Source organism: Enterobacter quasiroggenkampii, assembly GCF_043972695.1.
Classification (GTDB): domain Bacteria; phylum Pseudomonadota; class Gammaproteobacteria; order Enterobacterales; family Enterobacteriaceae; genus Enterobacter; species Enterobacter quasiroggenkampii.
Window position 1 is genome coordinate 1822848 of sequence record NZ_CP143745.1, and the last position, 21951, is coordinate 1844798.

Here is a 21951-nt window from a genome sequence, read left to right on the forward strand (position 1 = left end):
GCCTTACCCGGCCTACATTCCCTGTGAGATCAGAATCATGTTCGACACCCTTTCCAAAGCCGGTAAGTACCTGGGCCAGGCCGCCAAAATGATGATTGGCGTGCCGGACTACGACAACTACGTCGAGCATATGCGCGTCAATCATCCGGACCAGACGCCAATGACCTACGAAGAGTTTTTCCGTGACCGCCAGGACGCCCGCTACGGCGGCAAGGGCGGGGCGAAGTGCTGTTAACCCTCTTTCGGGAGATAGAGGCTGATCTGCTCCTGCTTACAGCCGTAGATCGCTGCCAGCTTTTCACGGGTGCGCTTTTGCGGACGGGAGTCCAGCGCTTCCAGCTGTGACACGGCGGACTGGCTGATGCCGAGTTTCTCCGCCACCTCCTGCTGGGATAGCCCGCGCAGGATACGCCACGCGGCCTGCAGGCTGACGTTCTGCCAGGTCATGATGCTGCACACTTCTCCGGGCAATTCCACGTCATCCAGACTATCGTGTTCGACCTCAATATCCTCCAGATCGTCATCGGTTTCGTCGTCAATTTCTGACATCTGTAAGAGCATACGAAAATATTCGTGATAGGGAATAACGGCGTACTGCGTTTTCCCGTTATCGTCCTTGATTAGCTGTACAGCCATAGGTGGCACTCTCCTCATGCAGGTAAGTCGTTGAAGTTCTGCGCTTGACGGCTAAAACATAACAATGGTTATCGGGATCGTCCCGAAGCGTATAGATGATGCGGTAATCGCCAACGCGTAGCCGGAAATGATTTTCGGTCGCCGATATTTTTTTGATATCGGGCCGGGGAGTTGAACGGTCATCCAGCTCATTAAGCTTTACCTCAATGCGGTGCTGATACCGCTCGTCAATCTTTGAAAACGCCTTCTTTGCACCATTGGACCAGACAATCTTCATCCGTACCTCCACTGTACGCCCACACAAACTATAAGGAAATAATAAGACTATTAGATAAATTCCGAATTTCTTATGGGGTACTGTAGAGCGGACATAAAACGGAAGTAAGCGGTAAAAAGCGAAACATCGAGGCGGCTCGACAAGGCCTCTGCCGGGCGACAGAGGCTTTCAGGAAATTTGCGATCAGGCGTTCAACCCGCCGTCGACATCCAGCCCTGTGCCGGAGATCTGCCCGGCGGCCGGACTAGCAAGGAAGGTGACCGCCGCCGCGATGTCTTCCGGCTGGCCGTAGTGACCGACTGCGATCATCTGGCGCTGGGCTTCCGCCTGTTCGCCGTCTTCCGGGTTCATATCGCTGTTGGTGGGGCCGGGGTGGACAAGGTTAACGGTAATACCGCGCGGGCCCAGATCGCGCGCCAGGCCGCGGGTGAGGGAGTTAAGGGCAGACTTGGTCATCGAGTAAACGGCAATACCCGGCATCGCCACGCGGTTGGCCAGACAGCTGCCGATGTTGATAATGCGCCCGCCGTCGGACATGTGCACCAGCGCTTCCTGAATGGCGATCACCACGCCGCGAATGTTGACGTTGATGAGCGCGTCAATGTCCGCCAGGGTCATGGACTCCAGCGGGCCGCCGCGCGCGATACCCGCGTTGTTGACCAGAATGTCCAGCCCGCCAAGGGAACGTGCTGCATGGGTGACGGCATCCTGAATCGCCTGCGCGCTGGCGCTGTCGGCCTGCACAGCTTCGCTGTGTCGTCCCAGCGCCTTAATCTCTTCGGCGACCGCCTGGGCTTTATCGGCAGATTTTTCATACGTAATAATCACATCCGCACCGGCGCGCGCCAGCGACAGTGCAATAGCCCGACCCAACCCGCGGCTGGCACCGGTAACCAGCGCCTTTTTACCTGTTAAATCGATCTGCATGATGACCTCGTTACGAGAGTGGTAAGAATCATCATTAGGTATAGACGGTCAGGGAGATTAACGGCTGAAGTATTCCACCTTCTCAAACGCCGCGCGCAGAACCTCAGGCGTTAACGTCACCGGCAGATAATGAATTGACTCCACCGGACGCAGGGTGTGGGCAATCACCTTATCCAGCTCGTCGCGGTTGTGAATATCGACCTCCAGCGCGCGAAGCGTGGTCGGCAGGTTAAAACGTCGATACGCCGAGACCAGCTGCGCCAGCACGTCGTCCTGGCCGAGCAGGGCGCTCTGCACCAGAATGCCGTAGGCCACCTTGGTGCCGTGGAGGTATTTTTCCGTCTGCGGCAGCACGGTTAAACCGTTGTGCACCGCATGCGCCGCCGCCACGCGGGTATAGCGTTCACCCAGACCGCCGACCATCCCGCCGCCGGCGATTATTGCATCCACCACGTCCCGAAAGACCTGCGTCTGTTCGCCGCGCTGCTGGTCGGCCAGCGCTTCCTCACTGTGCTCCAGCAGAACGTCGCGGATCGCCAGCGCGCCGTTGATGCCCAGCCGCACGGTCAGCGGCAGGTTTTCAGGCTGCGGAGCAAGCACTACCGCTTCGTACCACTTCGCCAGCGTATCGCCGATACCCGCCAGCAGGTATTCCGCGGGTGCGTTAAGAATGATCTGTGGCTCTACCAGCACCAGGAAGTTGGCGTCATCGAAGATCTCAAAATGCAGCGCCTGCCCGGCATCGTTGTACCAGACGGAGAGTGGGGTCCATGCCGCGCAGGTAGCGGCAATGGTGGGGATACCCACGAACGGCACGCCCAGACGACGCGCCACGGCCTTGACGGTATCCAGCACCGCACCGCCGCCGACGCCAATCACCACGCTGGCGTCACTGCCGGATTCGTTCACCAGATGAGTGACGTCGCGCTCGCTGCAGTGGCCTTTAAACAGCAGGTGTTTTGCCCCCGGCGCGTGAAAGCTCTCCGGCAGGAACGGGCGCGCGCCGTCGATAGCGCGCTCGCCGTAAATCCACACCGCGCGGGAAAGCTGCTCCTGGGTAAAGAAGTCATTCAGATGCGCAAGGCTTCCGGGATGGGAGAAGTAGTTCGCCGGGCCAGGCACGACGCGGATATCGGTGTTGCTCATGGTGTTGTCCTTTTTTAGCAAGCGCTAACCCGATGTTATGTCTGGACATCCGGATGGCTAATAATATTTCGCTTTAACTTATGCCTTTTCCGTCGTTGTCAGTCAACCGGAGCTGTGAAAAATTCGATAAATCAGAAGAGTTATGAAGGATTTACGCGGATGGTTTCCAGTCGCCTTGAGATGCGCGGTATCAGCCTGGCCTTTTCCGGCTTTCAGGCGCTGTCGCGCGTGAACTTCACCTTAACCGGCGGATCGGTACATGCGCTGACCGGCGCCAACGGTGCGGGGAAATCGACGCTGATGGCGGTGCTGTGCGGGACGCACGACCACTATGAGGGCGAAATCTCCATCAATAACCAGCCGGTAAGCATCCGCGAGCCGCTCGATGCCAAACGGCTGGGGATCCACCTCGTGCAGCAGGAAGTGGACGTGGCGCTGATCCCGGGGTTAAGCATCGCCGAGAACATCATGCTCGACCAGTTGGCGCAGCCGGGGCATCGCTTCCGCTGGCGCGCCGTCCGCCAGCAGGCGAGACAGGCGCTGGCGCAGCTTGACGTTACGCTGGACGTCCGCCGTTCCATCGACAGCTGCACGCTTGCCGAAAAGCAGCAGATTTTGCTGGCGCGCGCCCTGTCACACCACTGCCGTTTTCTCATTCTTGATGAGCCCACCGCGCCGCTGGACGCGCACGAGAGCGAGCGCCTGTTTGCGGTGGTGAGACGGTTAAAGCAGCAGGGCATCGGCGTGGTGTTTATCTCCCACCGCATTCACGAGCTGAAGGCCATCTGCGACACCCTGACGGTGCTGCGCGACGGCAAGCTGATCGAGTCCGGCCCGATGGCCGATCTTAGCGGCGAAGCGATCGTCGAGAAGATGCTCGGCCACGTGCTGAGCGATATCTACCCGCCCGCTCGGCCGCCGCACGGCGACGAAACGCTGCTGCGGGTGCAAGGTCTGCATGACGACGCGCTGCTGAAAGATATCTCCTTGCACCTGCGCAAGGGCGAAATTCTCGGTATTGCCGGGCTGGCGGGCGCGGGCAAAACCGAACTCTGTAAGGCGCTGTTTGGCGCCAGCAAAAGCCGCGTGTCGCGCGGTGAGTTGAATCAACAGCCCTGGCAGCCGCGCGATCCGGCGGACTCGGTGCTGCGCGGCCTGGCGCTGGTGCCGGAAGAGCGGCGTAAAGAGGGCATTTTTATCGACGAGCCGGTGAGTATGAACCTTGCCGTGTGCGCCGATAACAGCTTCTCGCGCTGGAGCCTGTTCGGCCATCGTCAGGCGTGGCGCTGGGCGGAGGAGGTGATCGCTCGCGTCGGCGTGCGCGCCCGCGGTCCCGGACAGGTTTTGCGACGTTTGTCCGGCGGCAACCAGCAGAAGGTCGCCATTGGCAAGTGGCTGCGCAATGACGCGAGCGTGCTGATCTTCGACGAGCCGACCAAAGGCGTGGACGTGAAGGCCAAAACCGATCTGTTCCAGTTGATCGACGGCCTGGCGCGCGAGGGCAAAGGGGTGATTTACGCCTCCGGCGAGTTTGCCGAGCTGGTCGGGCTGTGCGACCGCATCTGCGTGCTGTGGGACGGGCGCATCGTGGCGGAAATCGCCGGGGCCGAGGCCCGTGAAGAGACACTACTTTATTATTCAACCGGAGGAACGGCGTCGTGAGCAAGGCCCTTTCAGTAAACGCGACGGCGTCTGGTCGTCAGCAGATTTTCGATTTTCTCTACAAGTGGGGCATGCTGTTAACCGTCGTCGCGCTGGTGGCCGTCTTTGGCCTGGCGTCGGACAGCTTCCTCGATCCAAACAACATCATCAATATTCTGCGTTCGATTGCCATCGTGACGGTGATAGCTATCGGCGTGTCTATCTCGCTGACCATTGGCGGGTTCGATCTCTCCGTAGGATCGACCGCGTCGCTGGCGAACGCGCTGGTGATTTCCCTTTTCGTCTGGCACGGCTTCGGCACCACCGAGTCGATTCTGATCACCCTCGCGCTCTGCACGCTGGTGGGGCTGTTTAACGCCTTTCTGATCGTCATCCTGCGCATTCCGGACATGCTCGCGACGCTGGCCAGCCTGTTTGTGATCCAGGGCGTGGCGATGACCTACAGCTACGGCGGCTCGATTACCGAGAACATGGTGCTGCCGAGCGGTGACATGGCGGAAGGCACCATCCCTGCGACGTTCAGCCTGCTGGGGCAGGTGCCGACGATTGTGATCATCATGCTGGTGGTGACGGTTCTGGCGCAACTGGGGCTGTCGCTCACCACTCACGGTCGTCGGATGTACGCCATTGGCGGTAACCCGGAAGCGGCGCGCCTCTCGGGGATTCGCACCACCCGCTACAAGGTGGCGGCCTACGTGATTGCCTCCCTGCTGGCAGGCCTGGGCGGGATTTTGCTGGCCTCGCGCATTGGCTCATCGCAGGTAAACGCGGGCGGCGGTTACCTGATGGATGCGGTGGCGGCGGCGTGGATTGGCTTCTCGCTGGCCGGGTCCGGCAAGCCGAATGCCCTGGGCACGCTGGTCGGGGCGGTGATTCTCGGCGTGCTGTCGAACGGGCTGGTGATGCTCTCCGTGCCGTATTACGCCATGGACATTATAAAAGGGCTGGTGCTCGCGGTAGCGCTGGCGATTACGTACATACAAAAACGCTGACAACACAACGGGATAAAAAATGAAAAAGATTGCACTCTCTTTGGTGGCATTAGGGTTATTCACCGCTCTGCCTGGCTTCGCGGCCACGCCCGCACCGCTTCCGGCGGCCATTGCCAATCATGACGGCCCCATTCGCATCGCGGTGATCCGTAACCTCGGCTCAGACGACAACACCACGCAGTTTATTGCCGGGGCCATTCAGGAAGGGAAGAAGCTTGGCTTTAAGGTCAGCACCTTTTTAAGCAACGGGGACGACGCCAAATTCCAGGACTTCGTGAACCAGGCCATCAGCCAGAAGTACGACGGGATTATCCTTTCTCAGGGCCGCGATCCGTACTCCACCGCGCTGGTGAAAAAGGCGGTGGACGCCGGGATCAAAGTCGCCGTCTTTGATACGGCGGTTAACGGCGAGATCCCGGGCGTGACCGTCACCCAGCAGGACGATGCCTCCCTGACGAACCTCTCCTTCGGCCAGCTGGCGAAAGATTTCAACGGCAAGGCCAATATCGTCAAGCTGTGGGTGGCGGGCTTCCCGCCGATGGAGCGTCGTCAGGCGGCGTATAAAGAGTTGCAAAAACAGTACCCGGACATCAAAGAGCTGGAGTCTATCGGCGCGGTCTCTTCTGACGTGCAGGGCGACACCGCCAACAAGGTGGGTGCGATCCTGGCGAAGTACCCGAAAGGTAAAATCGACGCCATCTGGGGGACCTGGGACGCCTTCAGCCAGGGCGCGTACAAAGCGCTGAAAGAGAACGGCCGTACCGAGATCAAACTCTACAGCATCGACATCTCCAACCAGGATCTGCAGCTGATGCGCGAGCCGGGCAGCCCGTGGAAGGTGAGCGTGGCGGTGGATCCGAAGCTGATTGGCGCGACCAACGTGCGTCTGGTGGCGAACAAGATTGCCGGGGAAGCCACGCCTGCGACCTACGATTTTAAGGCTGCCGCTATTCCGCAGGCGCTGCTGACCGCCCAGCCGGGTGCGGTGAACGTGGCGTCGCTGGGGAAAATCATTCCGGGTTGGGGTCAGACGGAAGATTTTATCGCGCCGTGGTTTGCGACGCTGGAAGCCAGGTCAAAATAATGCCCGGTGGCGCTTCGCTTACCGGGCCTACGGTGTTGTAGGTCGGATAAGGCGAAGCCGCCATCCGGCGAAAGGACTCAACTATGTCTGCATTACCTCAACCCGAATACAGCCGCAACATGCGGCTGATTGGCCATAGCGATCAGGGTGGTCGCCCGGACGGCGTGCAACTGATGGTGCACCGCGGTTTCGCTTATATCGGCCATATGGTGTCGCAGGGCTTTTCGATTGTCGACGTGCGCGATCCGAAAAACCCGAAAGCGGCGGGCTACGTGCCCGCGCCGCCCGGCACCTGGAACGTGCATCTGCAGGCGCATGATGACCTGCTGCTGGTCATCAACGCCCGGGATCTGTTTGCCGATGCCCGCTTTGCCGACGAGAAGGTCTACTACACCCGCCAGGTGGGCGAGACTGTCCGCGACGTGCAGGACAAAGGCTGGAGCGCCGGGCTGCGCGTGTTTGATATCTCCACTCCGGACAGACCGCGCGAAATCGGCTTTCTGTCGCTAAGCGGGATTGGCATTCACCGCATCTGGTACGTCGGTGGCCGCTGGGCGTACGTGTCAGCGCTGATCGACGGTTTTACCGACTACATCTTTCTGACGATCGATCTGACCGACCCGCGTAAGCCTGAGGTGGCAGGGCGCTGGTGGCTGCCGGGGATGAACCAGGCCGAAGGCGAACAGCCGAACTGGCCGGAAGGGAAACGCTACGCGCTCCACCATGCGATTATTGCCGGCGATACCGCGTACGGCAGCTGGCGCGACGGCGGCCTGACGCTGCTGGACGTGAAGGATCGTACCCGTCCTAAGCTCATTAGCCACCGTAACTGGAGTCCGCCGTTTGGCGGCGGCACGCACACCGCGCTGCCGCTGCCGGACCGCGATCTGCTGGTGGTGCTGGATGAAGCGGTGCTCGACAACCAGGAGGACGGGGAGAAGCTGATCTGGCTGTTTGATATCCGCGAGCCGTCGAACCCGGTAAGCATCTCTACCTTCCCACAGCCGGACGAAACTGACTACGTGGCGAAAGGGGCGCATTTCGGGCCGCACAACCTGCACGAGAACCGGCCGGGGAGCTTTGTCAGCTCCACGCTGATTTTTGCCACGTATCAGAATGCGGGCGTGCGCGCGTATGATATTTCCAATCCGTATCGTCCGGTTGAAACGGGGGCGCTGGTGCCTGCCGCGCCGGCGAAAATGATGGATACCCGCCCGAATCGCCCGCAGGTGATCCAGTCATGTGACGTGTTCGTGGATGCGCAGGGAATTATCTACAGCACGGACTATAACGGTGGGTTGTCGGTGATTGAGTATTTGGGGTGAGTTTTTGCCGGGTGGCGGCTTCGCCTTACCCGGCCTACATTTTGCAGCCGTAGGCCCGGTAAGCGCAGCACCACCGGGCACAAAGCCGGCACTCAGCTGTACTGCCGCACCCGCGCCACCAGATCTTCCGCGCTGTCGATACGGTCAGCAATAACAATCAGCGCCTTGCCGAGCGTTATCGCGTGGCGAAGGCATTCGTGGCGCATCGCCTCGTCCTGAATGGTGTCGATATCCGCGACGTGGGAAAGCCCGACGCTGCGGCGAATCAGCTCGGTGCCGCAGAATCCAATGGCGTCATGCCAGACCTTTTTCAGGAAGGCGGAGGCATAGCCCGGCGCGCTGAGCGCGGCGTCACGTGTTTTCTCATGTGCCAGCGCCTGGAAGCGCTCCGCGAAGGTGTTCCACAGTTCCTGAATATCGGTCAGGCGCTGTTCGCGGGCGGCGGCGGCATCGCGAATGCCCAGATGTCCCGGCAGGCCGCAGAAGTTCAGCAGCAGGTTGCCGATAGCGGTGCCGACGTCAAAGCCCATCGGCCCGAAATAGCCGAACTCGGCGTCGATGGCCTTCAGGCTGCCGTCGGCCACAAAAATCGAGCCGCTGTGGATATCCCCGTGCAGCAGGGCTTCAGCCTGAGAAAAGAAACGGTGCTTCAGGGAGGCCACGGCAATTTTCAGCTGGGCGTCGTCGCGCAGCGCGGCGACGTCATTTTCCAGCTCGGCCGGGTAGCTGTTGCGTTCGTGGATCTGGTACGGATCGTTGAAGAACAGATCTTCGGTGATCTCGCACATCTCCGGGTTGATAAATTTCGCCACCTGCGCTTTTTTCTCGTGCGGGTGCAGGTAGAAATCGCTGGTGTGGAACAGCGCGTGCGCGAGGTATTCACCCAGCTGACGCGCCGCCTGCGGGTAATAATTATTTTTGATCAGCTCGCCGCGCCAGATGCGATGGCTGGAGAGATCTTCCATCACCATCACCGCCAGTTCCGGGTCAAAGTGGTGGATTTTCACCGTGTGCTGCGGACTGTGCCGGTAGTGCTCGACCAGGGTTTGCGCCTCCAGACGGGCGCGGTCCAGCGTCAGCGGCCAGGACTCGCCGACGCAGCGCACGTAGGGCAGCGCCTGCTTAACGATGATGCGGCTCACGCCCGCGCTGTCGAAGATTTTGAACACCAGATTGAGGTTGCCGTCGCCTACCTCCTGCGCCTCCACCAGCGATGAAGGATCGTCAAGGCCGCCAAACTGCCTGGCATATTCCACGGCGTCCTGAGCGGTAAAGGTACGGTATTGCGACATGGCCTGCTCCTCACGGGTTTGCTAATAAAGACATGTAGACGTCTATACATCTGGATTTCATCCTGACACAATGTGCTACAACAACGCAACAGGGAATTAACGACATGCAGACATTACAGACGACCAGCCTGCGGGTAGCGGATAATCAGCTCTTTATTCTCGACCAGCAGGCCCTTCCGCAGGAGAAACGCTGGCTGGATGCCTCAACGGTAGAGGCGCTGGTGGGGCATATTCACGCCCTGCGGGTGCGCGGCGCGCCGCTGATCGGTCTCTCTGCAAGTCTGCTGCTGGCGCTGCTGGCGGAAAACGGCAAAAGCCGTGACGAGCTGGCGGTTGCGCTGGAAACCCTGCGCGCATCCCGCCCGACGGCGGTGAACCTGATGAACAACCTTGACCGCATGAAGCTGGCGCTGTGGCAGGAAGAGTATGTTCCGGCGCTGGTGGCGGAGGCGCTGCGCCTGATCGACGAAGACAAACGGCTCTGTGACGCCATTGCGAAAGCGGGCAGCGCGCTGGTGAAGCCCGGCAGCCGCCTGCTGACCCACTGTAACACCGGCGGGCTGGCAACGGCGGGCGTCGGTACGGCGCTGGGCGTGATTGCTCGCGCGCATCAGGAAGGCAAGGTCAGCAACGTCTGGGTCGATGAAACCCGTCCGCTGCTGCAGGGGGGAAGGTTAACCGCCTGGGAACTTGGCGAGCTGGGCGTGCCGTATCAGCTGATTACCGATTCTATGGCCGCCAGCCTGATGGCGAAAGGGCAGGTGGACGCCGTGTGGGTGGGTGCAGACCGCATTGCCGCCAACGGCGACGTGGCGAACAAGATTGGCACCTATTCCCTGGCGGTGTTGGCAAAATTCCACGGCATCCCGTTCTACGTGGCCGCGCCGCAAACGACCCTCGACCCGGATTGCCCAAACGGCGACGCGATCCCGATTGAGCAGCGCGCCGCCAGCGAGGTGACGGGCGTCGCCGGAAGCTTTGGCGCGGTGCAGTGGGCGCCGGAAAACGCGCAAGTCTACAACCCGGCGTTTGACGTAACGCCCGCCTCGCTGATTAGCGGCTGGGTGCTGGATACGGGGGTGGTCACGCCGGAAGCGGTGGCAAACGGCAAATTCGCCTGAGTCCGGCTATCCTTTAAGGGGTTCCCTTAAGAGGACAATATCGTGACGCTCGATCCTGAAACAGACTTAAAACTGGAGCGCGTGGTGGATGCCCCGCGCGACCTGCTGTGGCTGTGCTGGACTACGCCCGAGCATATCAAAAACTTCTTCATTCCTGCTCCCCATAAGGTGACCGAATGCGACCTCGACCTCCGCGTGGGCGGACGGTTCAACACCGTGTTTGAGGTGGACGGTCAGCGGATGGATAACCGGGGTGTGTTCCTTGAAATCGACCCGGGAAAAAAGCTGGTCTTTACCGACGGCTATACCGAAGGCTGGAAACCGGCCGAGAAGCCATTTATGACGGCGATCCTGCTGCTGGAAGAGGTGGGCGAGGGCAAAACGCGCTATACGGCGATTGCGCGCCACCCCACGAAGGAAATCCGCGAGCAGCACGAGCAGATGGGCTTCCACGAAGGGTGGGGGATTGTGCTGGATCAGCTGGTGGAGTATGTGAAGAGGCTAAACGCGTAGTGCGCGCTGGTGCCCTCACCCCGGCCCTCTCCCACAGGGAGAGGGAGAAAAGATCAAGCGAGGCGCGGATACGCATCCGCGATCGCATCACCCGTAAACTGGGCCACCCAGCCTTCCGGATTATCGAAAATACGAATCGCCGTAAAGTTCGGCTCTGAGCCCATATCAAACCAGTGCGGCGTGCCCGCGGGCACGGAGATCAGGTCGTTTTTCTCGCACAGCACCTGATACACCTCATCGCCAATGTGCAGGCAGAACAAGCCCGCGCCTTCCACGAAAAAGCGTACTTCGTCCTCGCCGTGGGTGTGTTCGTTCAGGAACTTCGCGCGCAGCGCCTCTTTCTGCGGATTGTCGGCGCGCAGGCTGATCACGTCCCAGCTCTGGTAACCCTTCTCTGCGACCAGTTTGTCGATCGCATGTTGATACGCCGCGATCACTGCTTCAGGCGCGGGATCGTGTCCTAAATCGCGATCCGCCGCCCAGCGTTCAAACCGCACGCCTTTCGCGTTGAGCTGTTGGGCAATCTCGGCGGCGTCAGTGCTGTGCCACTGGTGTTGACTGGCGTCTTTGTCGGAATAAATGGTCAATGCGCTCATGAAGGGATCTGCTCCGGGTTAATCTCGTCAAACTGGTGGACCTGATGGTGGTGGCTTGCGCCGTCATCATCACCGCGAATCAGCTGCAGGGTACGAAAACCTGCCTGTTCAGCCGCGTCCAGCTCCTGATGAATATCGGAGAGGAAGAGGATCTGCGACGGGGCTATGCCCGTTTGCGCCGCAATGTTCTGATAAGACTGCACCTCGCGCTTGGCGCCGATGTGGGTGTCGAAATAGCCGCTGAACAGATGAGTAATATCACCTTCGTCGCTGTAGCCAAATAACAGTTTCTGCGCAGCGACGGAGCCAGAGGAATAAACATAGAGATCAATCCCTTGCGCTTTCCATTTTTCCAGCGCGGGCAGCACGTCCGGGTAGAGATGGCCGGTAAAGTCGCCGTTGACGTAGCCGTCGTGCCAGATGATCCCCTGCAGCGCTTTGAGCGCGGTCGATTTGCGGTCTTCATCCATAAAGGCAAACAGGGCGTCGATAAGCTCGCTGACGCTGGCGTGCGGATGACCGATTTCATCACGCAGGTTGTCCAGAATGGATTTCACCGGCTCGGCGTACTGCTGAGCGGTCACGAAGGCCGCCAGCCGCTCACGCGCAAAGGGGAACAAAACATCATGGACAAAACGAATATCGCTGGTGGTCCCTTCAATATCCGTCACAATCGCGCGAATCATACTCTCTCCAGTTGTCGTAGACGCATTTCACATTCAAACAGGAACTCCAGTCCTTCCAGATGACGGCGGGCTTCGGCCACATCGCGTCCCCAGCAGGTTAAGCCATGGCCACGCAGAAGAAAACCATAATTAAGCGGACGTTCCTGCGCGTAATGGGCGATTCGCGAGGCGAGGGCGTCAATATCCTGGTCGTTATCGAAGACCGGGATAGCCACCGTGTCCAGATGCGTGGTCTGTCCGGTGAGGGATTTTTGCATCTCAAAGCCGCTGATGTTGAGCTCGGCTTCTTTGACCAGACGGGACAGCACCGTGGCGTTGACGGTATGAACGTGCAGCACGGCGTTGGCTTCCGGGAACAGACGATAAATCAGCGTGTGCAGACCGGTCTCCGCCGACGGTTTACGACCGGACGGCGCGCGGTTGGTGGCGATCTCCACCTGCAGAAAGTCATTGGTTGTGAGGCTACCTTTGTCTTTGCCGGATTCGCTGAGCCAGCAGAGATGTTCGTCCTGACGCACCGACATGTTACCGCCGGTAGCGGGTGCCCAGCCTTTGGCACCAATCCAGCGGCAGGCGTCGACCAGATGCGTGAGTTGCAGGTTGTCTGTCATTTTCCTTTTACCCTCTCGGACAGGAATATTCATATTGTTTAGACGTCTAAGCGTCTTGATTGCCAAAGACTAACATCGTGTTATAGTGGCAGCAACATAAGTATTACAAACAGGCACAACACAATGAGCATTAACGCCTTGATTCCGCAAAGTAAACTTCCCAATCTCGGTACCACCATATTTACGCAGATGAGCGCTCTGGCGCAGCAGCACAACGCCATTAACCTTTCGCAGGGGTTCCCGGATTTCGACGGCCCAGCTTATCTGCAGGCGCGTTTAGCGTATCACGTGGCGCAGGGAGCGAATCAGTATGCGCCAATGACGGGCGTACAGGCGCTGCGGGAAGCCATTGCCGACAAAACGGCTGAGCTGTATGGGCATAAGCCCGATGCGAACAGCGACATCACGGTGACGGCAGGGGCGACCGAAGCGCTGTACGCGGCCATCACCGCGCTGGTGCGCGCGGGCGATGAAGTGATCTGCTTTGACCCGAGCTACGACAGCTATGCGCCTGCGGTTGAACTTTCCGGCGGCGTGGTGAAACGCGTGGCGTTACAGCCACCGCATTTCCGCCCTGACTGGCAGGCATTTGCTGCGCTGCTGAGTGATAAAACCCGTCTGGTGATCCTGAATACCCCGCATAACCCGTCCGCGACGGTGTGGCAGAAAACGGACTTCGCCGCGCTGTGGCAGGCCATTGCTGAACGTGAAATTTACGTGCTGAGCGATGAAGTTTACGAGCACATCTGCTTTGCAGAAGAGGGACACGCCAGCGTGCTGGCCCATCCGCAGCTTCGCGAACGCGCTATCGCCGTCTCATCGTTCGGTAAGACCTACCATATGACCGGCTGGAAAGTGGGCTACTGCGTCGCACCGGCCGCCATTAGCGCTGAGCTGCGCAAGGTGCATCAGTACCTGACCTTTGCCGTGAACACGCCGGCTCAGCTGGCGCTGGCGGATATGCTGCGCGCGGAGCCCGAGCATTATCGCGCGCTGCCGCGTTTCTACCGTGAACGTCGGGATCTGTTCGTGACGGCGCTGAGTAAAAGCCGCCTGGAAATTTTGCCGTCTGAAGGAACCTATTTCCTGCTCGCGGACTACAGCGCAATTTCCGATCTGGATGACGTCAGCTTTTGCCAGTGGTTGACAAAAGAGGTGGGAGTGGCCGCCATTCCGCTGTCGGTATTCTGCGCCGATCCCTTCCCACACAAGCTGATCCGTCTTTGCTTTGCCAAGCAGGAATCGACGCTGCTGGCGGCGGCAGAGCGTTTGAACACGCTCTGATTATTTCACCGTCCAGGCTTCGGAATAGCGACGGTCTGCAAACAGCGCCAGCAGACCGTTGATTTGCTTGAGGCGCAGCACCTCGTCGCTGTCCATTCCGAGCTCTTTGCCAATTCGCTCATCATTCCAGCCGAGCTGTGCCAGTTCGCGCACGATCTCTGACATGGCGTTAATCTGGTGCCGACCCCGCGCCCGGTTGTGACGGATCGTGGCGGCCATACGGTCATGCTTTTCCTGTCGGTCCTGGCGCAGGCAGGTGACGGGGAGATATCCCTTGAGCTGGCGCTTTAACGCCGCCCGATTTTTGCCGATTTCATGGCGATGGAAACCATCCACAATTTCGTAATGTTGCGGTTCACTTTCCGTTACGACAAGAGGTTGGGTGAATCCATCGAGTTCCAGCGACCTGGTGAGCAGCCGTTTTTCTGGAGGGGCAACGTTATTGGGGTTGTAGTCGTTAGCGATAATCGCGTCCTGTTTGATCCAGAGCACGCAGTCTATCGGTTGCTCACGAAAAGGACTGTGTCGATGGATCGCTTCACGAAAGGCATTGATGGCGTTAATCCGATCCTCTTCGGAAAGTGACTGCAGGTACGTTTCGATCTCAGTAATTATTCTTTGTCGCATAAAATGCCCCACTCCTTGCGTTTCGCCTTCACTCTGTCGCTGTAGCGCTGATAATGTTTGGGTTTATTTGGGCTGAACGACAGCGCCCTGCACCAGTAGTCATTATTAAGTAAAACCTTACAAATACGGCGCCATGAGGGGATGTCTTTGGCGCCGATATCGCCCTCCTGCGTCTCGGGAATATCCGGCATGCCTCTCTTCTGATACCAGTGCAGATAGATCGCGATTTTATTGCGGTAATGCTCAGCCGTGTTTTGCGGCATGCTGTCCAGCAGGAGCATGGCGTAGTCGCGCCAGCCGAGGTGCTCGGGTTTGAGGATTTTGCGGTGGCCGTAAAAATGGTTGTCCTGCCCGGCGTAGATGCCGCCGCTGCGCACGCCGCTGACGCGCTCGCACATCGCGGCCCAGCGCTCGGGCTCGAGAACGTGATAGAGCCAGAGCCCCTGGCGCTGTTCCGGGCCGAAGGGTTCGCAGATGCGCATATAGCGCGGCGGGACGCCCGCCTGAAACATGAGGTTGTAGAGCGGGTTATAGCTGCACCCGGATTTTGCAAACCATGTCCAGATGTCTGCGGTTTTCCAGTCGTAGAGAGGATAGACGTACCACGCGTGCCCCCCGGGAGCGGTGGTTGTCCAGGGCTTATCGTCCGCGAAGCGCTGCTTGCGGTTGTTGGCGATGGTCAAAAACCGGTTGTAGGATTCATCGGCGCGGATGCCCACCAGCATGGCTGCCGGCCGGTGCAGGGCAAACCAGTCGGAAAACGAGCGGACAAATGCTTCAAAGGTCATTCCCGCCTGGTAAAAATCAAAATAATCGGCAGCGGTGATGGCGTCTTCCGGCGGCTGGCGCACCCAGCGTACGCCCGGCGCCCAGCACTGCCATTCCGGCTGATACTGTGAGAGCGAATTCTGCGTGGTCAGCGGAAGCGCCACCCAGTAAAAGTGCTCGATGACGTCCCGGTAGCATTCGCGTAGCGCATTAACGTGTTCAATGGTGCAGGAGAACTGAGCCTCCCAGTCAATAAACAGCACGCTGATTTTTCGCTTTTGCGCCCGGGCCATTTGCGCGGTGAGATGCAGCATGACGGTGGAGTCTTTGCCGCCGGAAAAGGAGACGCAGATGCGGGAAAAAGTAGCGAACGTCCAGTCGATGCGCGCCTGTGCGGCCTCCAGCACGTTAAGCTGCAGGGGATGTTTATACAGTGACATGTGCAATCTCTTCCTGAGGATGACTGTCGGGGCTTTTATTTACGCTAATTAAACATGAATAGTAAAGATATTAAAGCGAAACCGGAATAATGCGATTTATCCATGCCTGGATTGTTGCCCAAATGTAATTAAAAAGTATTCGGGCAATATCGGAAATTATTCCGCTTCGATTTTTTCAATGAATTGCGAAAACACGCTGCTGTTTAACGCTGAACGATTATATAGCATAAAAATATCTAATTTCGGAACCGTGAAAGGCAAGGCGACGCGCTTCAGGTTGAGAATGTCTTTATATCGCTCAAACATTGCGGTTGGAACAAAACCGACTAAATCACTCATGCCAATAATATTCATAATCGAAATCAGCGAGTCGCTGCGGAAGCAGAAATTCCGTTCCGGAAGGAGTACGTTCGACTGCTGCTGGAAGTCCTTTATGCCGTTCTCCTGGCTGCGCATCAGCGTGAATTTTTCCTGGCAGAGCTCCTCAAGCGTTGCGCTATCGCCAAGGCGGGGGTGCTCTTTGCAGCAGACCAGCTGTGCCGAAAACTGGATAAAGCGGGTACAGACGATAGAGCGGCTGTTAACCGGCGCAAAACTAAACACCAGATCGGCCTTGCGGTAGGCGAGCAGATCCTCGGCCGACTCAGGCGATAAGACCACATCATTATGTTCTATCTCGTAATTTCCGTCCGCAAGCAGAGACCTTAGCAGGTCGCCCAATCGCCCCTGGACCAGAATCTGCGGGCAGTAGATGACAAAGCTCTTTTTGATCTGCGCGTTATTCAGGATATTGATGGTCTGCTCAATATGATTAAGGTTTTCTTCCAGATGATGATGCAGGTTGATCCCCACGGTCGTCGGGGTGATGCCTTTACCCGAACGAATAAAAAGCGGGTCATTCAGCTGCGTACGCAGGCGTTGCAGAGACTGGCTCACCGCAGAGGGCGTGATATAGAGTGTTTCCGCTGCCTTGCTAATGCTGAGGTGCTGATAAATGCACTCAAAAATGACTAACAGATTGAGATCGAATTTTTTAAGGTCATAAAGATTTGCCATGGATCATCCTGAGTGTGTTGTTGTCATCTCATAACTGATAACTATAGTTCGAAGTTAATCATTTACAATCCTTGTGATTAACCTGCTTATTATATTTTGAATTCAAGCTTAATATATCACGAGGCTGGATTATTGAAATAGAACTTCAGCCGTTATTAAGATATTTTTATCTTTAAAACGTGCGGCGTTGTTCTCAAATAAGCACTCCCGGTTATACATTTGCTGTGACGCATTATTGCCACTTTAGCGCCGGCTACCAGTCTGACCACTTATTGCAATCCATTCTCATTATTAATTCTCTCGTTATGTCGGGCAGACGCGGGCGTTATTCGGTAAAACCTATCGCAGCCATAGGGCGGAATGCCGGCGTGACGGATTGCCCAAACTGAAAACCGGTGCTGTAATCAAACCGCTGTTACGGCCTGATATAAGGTATGTAGAGCGCAACGCAACGCCAGCCCCGGCTGGCACTGAAAGTTCCTGTGGAAAGTTCAGGTATCAGGGCCGCCCACCAGGGCGGCCTTTTTACGTTCAGGCTTTCCGTTAATTCAGTTCACAACGTTGTCTTGTTGGTGTTGTAAGGTTTGGCTGATTGATTTGATAAAGCATACGCATTAGCCCCGATGGATAAAGTTGGTTACCTTACATCTCAACGAAAACACGGAGGAAGTACAGATGTCTTTGATTAACACTAAAATTAAACCTTTCAAAAACCAGGCGTTCAAAAACGGTGAGTTCATCGAAGTAACCGAGAAAGATACCGAAGGTCGCTGGAGCGTCTTCTTCTTCTATCCGGCTGACTTCACCTTCGTTTGCCCGACCGAACTGGGCGACGTGGCTGACCATTACGACGAACTGCAGAAGCTGGGCGTAGACGTTTACTCTGTGTCTACCGATACCCACTTCACCCACAAAGCGTGGCACAGCAGCTCTGAAACCATCGCCAAAATCAAATACGCGATGATCGGTGACCCGACTGGCGCCCTGACCCGTAACTTCGACAATATGCGTGAAGATGAAGGCCTGGCAGACCGCGCGACCTTCGTCGTTGACCCGCAGGGCATTATCCAGGCTATCGAAGTTACCGCTGAAGGTATCGGCCGTGATGCGTCTGACCTGCTGCGTAAAGTGAAAGCAGCGCAGTATGTCGCTTCTCACCCAGGCGAAGTGTGCCCGGCTAAATGGAAAGAAGGCGAAGCAACGCTGGCGCCATCTCTGGACCTGGTCGGCAAGATCTAAGTCTGTAAAGCCTGGCGGCGCTACGCTTGCACAGGCCTACAGTATCGTAGGCCGGGTAAACGAAGTGCCACCCGGCAATCAATGGGCGCACCCGCGCCCATGTTATTCCAGCACCATGATGCAAGTTGCATTCAGGCCGCCCACATAAGGCAGCTTGCATGATGACGTCTTAAGAGAGGGAAGAACAATGCTCGACACAAATATGAAAACCCAGCTCAAGGCCTACCTTGAGAAACTGACTAAACCCGTTGAGCTGATTGCCACGCTGGACGACAGCGCGAAATCGGCAGAGATCAAAGAACTGCTGGCTGAGATCGCCGAACTGTCGCCAAAAGTGACCTTCAAAGAAGATAACTCGCTTAACGTCCGTAAGCCTTCTTTCCTGATTACTAACCCAGGCTCTGAGCTGGGGCCGCGTTTTGCCGGCTCGCCGCTGGGGCATGAATTTACCTCGCTGGTGCTGGCGCTGCTGTGGACCGGCGGTCATCCGTCGAAAGAGGCGCAGGCGCTGCTGGAGCAGATCCGCGATATCGACGGTGATTTTGAGTTTGAAACCTATTACTCGCTCTCCTGCCACAACTGTCCGGACGTGGTGCAGGCGCTGAACCTGATGTCGGTCCTCAACCCGCGCATCAAGCACACGGCAATTGACGGCGGTACCTTCCAGAATGAAATCACCGATCGCAACGTGATGGGCGTGCCGGCGGTGTATCTGAACGGTCAGGAATTCGGTCAGGGTCGTATGACGCTGACGGAAATCGTCGCCAAAGTGGATACCGGTGCCGAAAAACGTGCCGCAGAAGCGCTGAACAAACGTGATGCCTATGACGTGCTGATTGTCGGTTCCGGTCCGGCGGGCGCGGCGGCGGCAGTGTACTCCGCGCGTAAAGGGATCCGCACGGGCCTGATGGGCGAGCGCTTCGGTGGCCAGGTACTGGATACCGTAGACATTGAAAACTATATCTCCGTGCCGAAAACCGAAGGCCAGAAGCTGGCTGGCGCGCTGAAGGCGCACGTCAGCGATTACGACGTAGACGTGATCGACAGCCAGAGCGCCAGCAAGCTGGTGCCTGCTGCGGTTGAGGGGGGGTTACACCAGATTGAAACCGCCTCCGGCGCGGTGCTGAAAGCACGCAGCATCATCATTGCCACCGGGGCGAAATGGCGCAACATGAACGTCCCGGGTGAAGATCAGTATCGCACCAAAGGCGTGACCTACTGCCCGCACTGCGACGGCCCGCTGTTCAAAGGCAAGCGCGTGGCGGTGATCGGCGGCGGAAACTCCGGCGTGGAAGCGGCTATTGACCTGGCGGGGATTGTTGAACACGTAACCTTGCTGGAGTTCGCGCCAGAAATGAAAGCCGACCAGGTGCTGCAGGACAAAGTTCGCAGCCTGAAAAACGTCGACATCATACTGAACGCGCAGACCACGGAAGTGAAGGGCGACGGCAGCAAGGTGACCGGTCTGGAATACCGCGACCGCGTGAGTGGCGACGTGCACAGCGTGCAGCTTTCAGGGATCTTCGTGCAGATTGGTCTGCTGCCAAACACCACCTGGCTGGAAGGCGCGATTGAGCGCAACCGCATGGGCGAAATCATCATCGATGCGAAGTGTGAAACCAGCGTGAAGGGCGTGTTTGCGGCGGGCGACTGCACCACCGTGCCGTACAAACAGATCATTATCGCCACAGGTGAAGGGGCGAAGGCGTCTCTGAGCGCGTTTGACTACCTGATCCGCACCAAAACCGCATAAGAAAAGAAAGTAAGGCTACACCTGCAATAGCGAGAGGCCACCGAAAGGTGGCCTCTTTTTTTATCTGACGACCATCACCGGTATATGCGTGTGGCGGATCACGCTGGAGGCGTTAGATCCCAGCAGATGCGTTGTAATGGAAGGGTTGCGCGAACCGATGACCACCACGTCTGCTTTCAGCTCGTTCGCCAGTTCATTTACCGCATCACGTACGCTGCCGAATCTGACGTGCGTTTTGATCCGTGAAGGGTCGATACTGAAGTGGCTGACCATGGTTTGCAGGCGCGTTTCCGCCTCGTGCTGCAGATGCTCTTCGAAGCGGCGCACATCGGCAGCAAAGCGGTGCAGGCTCAGGCTGGCGGAGCCCGGGAGCACGTGCAACAGATGGATGACCCCGTCCTGCTGCGCCAGGAACTCCGCGTGGCGTACGGCCTTGTCGCTCAACTCCATCTCAAAAACATCAACCGGCATAATGATTCTCTGATACATACCCGTTTCTCCTTGTTTATAAACGCTGTACTCATTCAACCACAAAATAGTCATGGTTTCTGTAAGCGCCCCGTCAGTTTTCTTATCTTGCCAGGATAAATCTCAAAAGAACCGTATTCACGGGCAGACCTTCAGGGGTAGCTACCCTTATACACTTACCTGGAACCTTTCGGAGGTCGCATGAAAGCACTTACGTATCACGGTCCACACCATGTTCGCGTCGAGAATGTCCCCGACCCCATCATCGAACAGCCCGACGATATCATTCTGCGCGTGACGGCCACGGCTATCTGCGGCTCCGATTTGCATCTCTACCGCGGAAAAATCCCGAAGGTGCAGCACGGCGATATTTTTGGCCATGAGTTTATGGGGGAAATCGTCGAGTGCGGTGCAGAGGTCAAGAATTTGCAAAAAGGGGATCGCGTGGTGATCCCTTTTGTCATCGCCTGCGGAGACTGTTTCTTTTGTCGTCTGCAGCAATACGCGGCCTGTGAGAATACCAACGCCGGGCAGGGTGCTGCACTGAACAAAAAGCAAATCCCCGCGCCGGCCGCGCTGTTTGGCTATAGCCACCTCTACGGCGGTGTGCCGGGGGGACAGGCGGAATACGTTCGCGTGCCAAAGGGGAACGTCGGGCCGTTTAAAGTCCCGCAGCTTCTTTCTGATGATAAGGCACTGTTCCTGTCCGACATTTTACCCACGGCCTGGCAGGCGGCAAAAAATGCACAGATTGAAAAAGGCTCAAGCGTAGCCGTTTTCGGCGCCGGGCCGGTGGGGCTACTGACCATTGCCTGCGCGCGGCTGCTGGGGGCTGAGCAGATCTTTGTCATCGATCATCATCCGTACCGGTTGCGATTTGCCGAGGCACGATACGGCGCAATTCCCATCAACTTTGATGATGATAACGACGCCGCGGAAAAAATCATCGAGCAGACCGCGGGCCAGCGCGGCGTTGACGCTGTGATTGATGCGGTCGGGTTTGAAGCGAAAGGCAGCACCACGGAAACGATCCTCAGCAATCTTAAAATTGAAGGCAGCAGCGGCAAAGCGTTGCGTCAGTGCATTGCTGCCGTGCGGCGCGGCGGGGTGGTCAGCGTACCCGGCGTATACGCAGGGTTTATCCATGGCTTCCTGTTTGGCGATGCCTTTGATAAGGGGCTGACGTTTAAGATGGGCCAGACGCACGTCCATGCCTGGCTGGGTGAACTGTTACCGCTGATCGAAAAAGGGCTGCTTACGCCGGAAGAGATCGTGACCCACTATCTCCCCCTTGCGGATGCGGAGCGCGCCTATAAGATTTTCGAAAAACGGGAGGAGGAGTGCCGGAAGGTGATTCTGGTCCCGGGCGCAGACACGCCCGAAGCCGCAGAGCAGACCGTTAAGGGCCTGGTGAATGCCTTCCCGGGTGGGGTGGCCTGAGAATGTTC

23 protein-coding genes are annotated in these 21951 nt (G+C 57.7%); 11 read left to right on the top strand and 12 right to left on the bottom strand.

The window, feature by feature from the left end:
* Positions 1–37 precede the first annotated feature (37 nt).
* Positions 38–235: a YbdD/YjiX family protein gene (locus tag V1572_RS08660; RefSeq protein ID WP_006809671.1), complete on the top strand. Its 198-nt coding sequence runs from the start codon at positions 38–40 to the stop codon at positions 233–235.
* Here the strand turns inward: V1572_RS08660 and V1572_RS08665 are convergent.
* The 4 genes from V1572_RS08665 to V1572_RS08680 form a co-directional block, all read right to left on the bottom strand.
* Entirely contained in the window at positions 232–636 is a 405-nt protein-coding gene (locus V1572_RS08665; RefSeq protein ID WP_045909615.1) for a helix-turn-helix domain-containing protein, read from the bottom strand. The two genes, V1572_RS08660 and V1572_RS08665, sit on opposite strands and share 4 nt — an antisense overlap.
* Positions 608–913, bottom strand: a complete 306-nt coding sequence (locus tag V1572_RS08670; protein ID WP_252077432.1) for a type II toxin-antitoxin system RelE family toxin — start codon at positions 911–913, stop codon at positions 608–610. Before V1572_RS08670 ends, V1572_RS08665 begins: the two co-directional genes overlap by 29 nt.
* Before the next feature lie 183 nt (positions 914–1096).
* Positions 1097–1840, bottom strand: a complete 744-nt coding sequence (locus V1572_RS08675; protein WP_045909613.1) for an SDR family NAD(P)-dependent oxidoreductase — start codon at positions 1838–1840, stop codon at positions 1097–1099.
* A gap of 57 nt (positions 1841–1897) precedes the next feature.
* Positions 1898–2986: an oxidoreductase gene (locus tag V1572_RS08680; RefSeq protein WP_126534587.1), complete on the bottom strand. Its 1089-nt coding sequence runs from the start codon at positions 2984–2986 to the stop codon at positions 1898–1900.
* A 159-nt stretch (positions 2987–3145) separates the two neighbouring features.
* On the opposite strand from V1572_RS08680, the gene V1572_RS08685 reads away from it, so the two are divergent.
* The 4 genes from V1572_RS08685 (at position 3146) to V1572_RS08700 (ending at position 8049) form a co-directional block, all read left to right on the top strand.
* Positions 3146–4648, top strand: a complete 1503-nt coding sequence (locus V1572_RS08685; protein WP_252077431.1) for a sugar ABC transporter ATP-binding protein — start codon at positions 3146–3148, stop codon at positions 4646–4648.
* Complete coding sequence (locus tag V1572_RS08690; RefSeq protein ID WP_045909610.1) at positions 4645–5640, top strand: ABC transporter permease; 996 nt, start codon at positions 4645–4647, stop codon at positions 5638–5640. Before V1572_RS08685 ends, V1572_RS08690 begins: the two co-directional genes overlap by 4 nt.
* Positions 5641–5659: 19 nt before the next feature.
* Entirely contained in the window at positions 5660–6724 is a 1065-nt protein-coding gene (locus V1572_RS08695) for a sugar ABC transporter substrate-binding protein (protein WP_039265942.1), read from the top strand.
* A gap of 83 nt (positions 6725–6807) precedes the next feature.
* Positions 6808–8049, top strand: a complete 1242-nt coding sequence (locus tag V1572_RS08700; RefSeq protein ID WP_395299878.1) for an LVIVD repeat-containing protein — start codon at positions 6808–6810, stop codon at positions 8047–8049.
* 92 nt (positions 8050–8141) lie between these two features.
* On the opposite strand, the gene mtnK is transcribed toward V1572_RS08700, so the two are convergent.
* On the bottom strand, positions 8142–9341 hold the full coding sequence (mtnK, locus tag V1572_RS08705) for an S-methyl-5-thioribose kinase (protein ID WP_045909608.1): 1200 nt from the start codon (positions 9339–9341) through the stop codon (positions 8142–8144).
* A 104-nt stretch (positions 9342–9445) separates the two neighbouring features.
* Between mtnK and mtnA the strand changes: the two genes are divergently transcribed.
* Together mtnA and V1572_RS08715 are read left to right on the top strand one after the other, a co-directional pair.
* The gene (gene mtnA, locus V1572_RS08710) at positions 9446–10462 is read left to right on the top strand and encodes an S-methyl-5-thioribose-1-phosphate isomerase (protein ID WP_063615568.1); all 1017 of its coding nucleotides are present in this window, start codon (positions 9446–9448) and stop codon (positions 10460–10462) included.
* Between the two features lie 42 nt (positions 10463–10504).
* Positions 10505–10975: an SRPBCC family protein gene (locus V1572_RS08715; RefSeq protein ID WP_395299879.1), complete on the top strand. Its 471-nt coding sequence runs from the start codon at positions 10505–10507 to the stop codon at positions 10973–10975.
* Positions 10976–11028: 53 nt separating this feature from the next.
* Here the strand turns inward: V1572_RS08715 and V1572_RS08720 are convergent, their stop codons facing one another.
* The 3 genes from V1572_RS08720 to V1572_RS08730 are packed head-to-tail and all read right to left on the bottom strand — an operon-like array spanning position 11029 to position 12868.
* Positions 11029–11571 carry an acireductone dioxygenase gene (locus V1572_RS08720; protein ID WP_023315605.1) on the bottom strand — a complete coding sequence of 181 codons (543 nt, stop codon included), beginning with the start codon at positions 11569–11571 and terminating at the stop codon, positions 11029–11031.
* Positions 11568–12257, bottom strand: a complete 690-nt coding sequence (mtnC, locus tag V1572_RS08725) for an acireductone synthase (RefSeq protein ID WP_252077428.1) — start codon at positions 12255–12257, stop codon at positions 11568–11570. Before mtnC ends, V1572_RS08720 begins: the two co-directional genes overlap by 4 nt.
* Positions 12254–12868: a methylthioribulose 1-phosphate dehydratase gene (locus V1572_RS08730; protein ID WP_196352106.1), complete on the bottom strand. Its 615-nt coding sequence runs from the start codon at positions 12866–12868 to the stop codon at positions 12254–12256. The genes mtnC and V1572_RS08730 overlap by 4 nt, the downstream gene beginning before the upstream one ends.
* A 123-nt stretch (positions 12869–12991) precedes the next feature.
* On the opposite strand from V1572_RS08730, the gene V1572_RS08735 reads away from it, so the two are divergent.
* Complete coding sequence (locus V1572_RS08735) at positions 12992–14152, top strand: pyridoxal phosphate-dependent aminotransferase (RefSeq protein WP_045909604.1); 1161 nt, start codon at positions 12992–12994, stop codon at positions 14150–14152.
* On the opposite strand, the gene V1572_RS08740 is transcribed toward V1572_RS08735, so the two are convergent.
* From V1572_RS08740 to citR, 3 genes are all read right to left on the bottom strand, one after another.
* Positions 14153–14779 (bottom strand): ParB/RepB/Spo0J family partition protein, encoded by a 627-nt coding sequence (locus V1572_RS08740; protein WP_045909603.1) that lies wholly within the window; start codon positions 14777–14779, stop codon positions 14153–14155.
* Positions 14764–15987 (bottom strand): phosphoadenosine phosphosulfate reductase, encoded by a 1224-nt coding sequence (locus V1572_RS08745; protein ID WP_048226071.1) that lies wholly within the window; start codon positions 15985–15987, stop codon positions 14764–14766. Before V1572_RS08745 ends, V1572_RS08740 begins: the two co-directional genes overlap by 16 nt.
* 156 nt (positions 15988–16143) lie before the next feature.
* Positions 16144–17043: a DNA-binding transcriptional repressor CitR gene (gene citR / locus V1572_RS08750; RefSeq protein ID WP_045909601.1), complete on the bottom strand. Its 900-nt coding sequence runs from the start codon at positions 17041–17043 to the stop codon at positions 16144–16146.
* A gap of 675 nt (positions 17044–17718) precedes the next feature.
* On the opposite strand from citR, the gene ahpC reads away from it, so the two are divergent.
* The gene (gene ahpC / locus V1572_RS08755) at positions 17719–18282 is read left to right on the top strand and encodes an alkyl hydroperoxide reductase subunit C (protein ID WP_008501015.1); all 564 of its coding nucleotides are present in this window, start codon (positions 17719–17721) and stop codon (positions 18280–18282) included.
* Between the two features lie 187 nt (positions 18283–18469).
* Positions 18470–20035: an alkyl hydroperoxide reductase subunit F gene (ahpF, locus tag V1572_RS08760; RefSeq protein WP_045909600.1), complete on the top strand. Its 1566-nt coding sequence runs from the start codon at positions 18470–18472 to the stop codon at positions 20033–20035.
* Between the two features lie 60 nt (positions 20036–20095).
* Here the strand turns inward: ahpF and uspG are convergent, their stop codons facing one another.
* Positions 20096–20524: a universal stress protein UspG gene (uspG, locus tag V1572_RS08765; protein WP_023310731.1), complete on the bottom strand. Its 429-nt coding sequence runs from the start codon at positions 20522–20524 to the stop codon at positions 20096–20098.
* 180 nt (positions 20525–20704) lie between these two features.
* Here uspG and V1572_RS08770 point away from each other — a divergent pair, with 180 nt between their 5' ends.
* Entirely contained in the window at positions 20705–21943 is a 1239-nt protein-coding gene (locus tag V1572_RS08770; protein ID WP_045909599.1) for a zinc-dependent alcohol dehydrogenase, read from the top strand.
* Positions 21944–21951 lie beyond the last annotated feature (8 nt).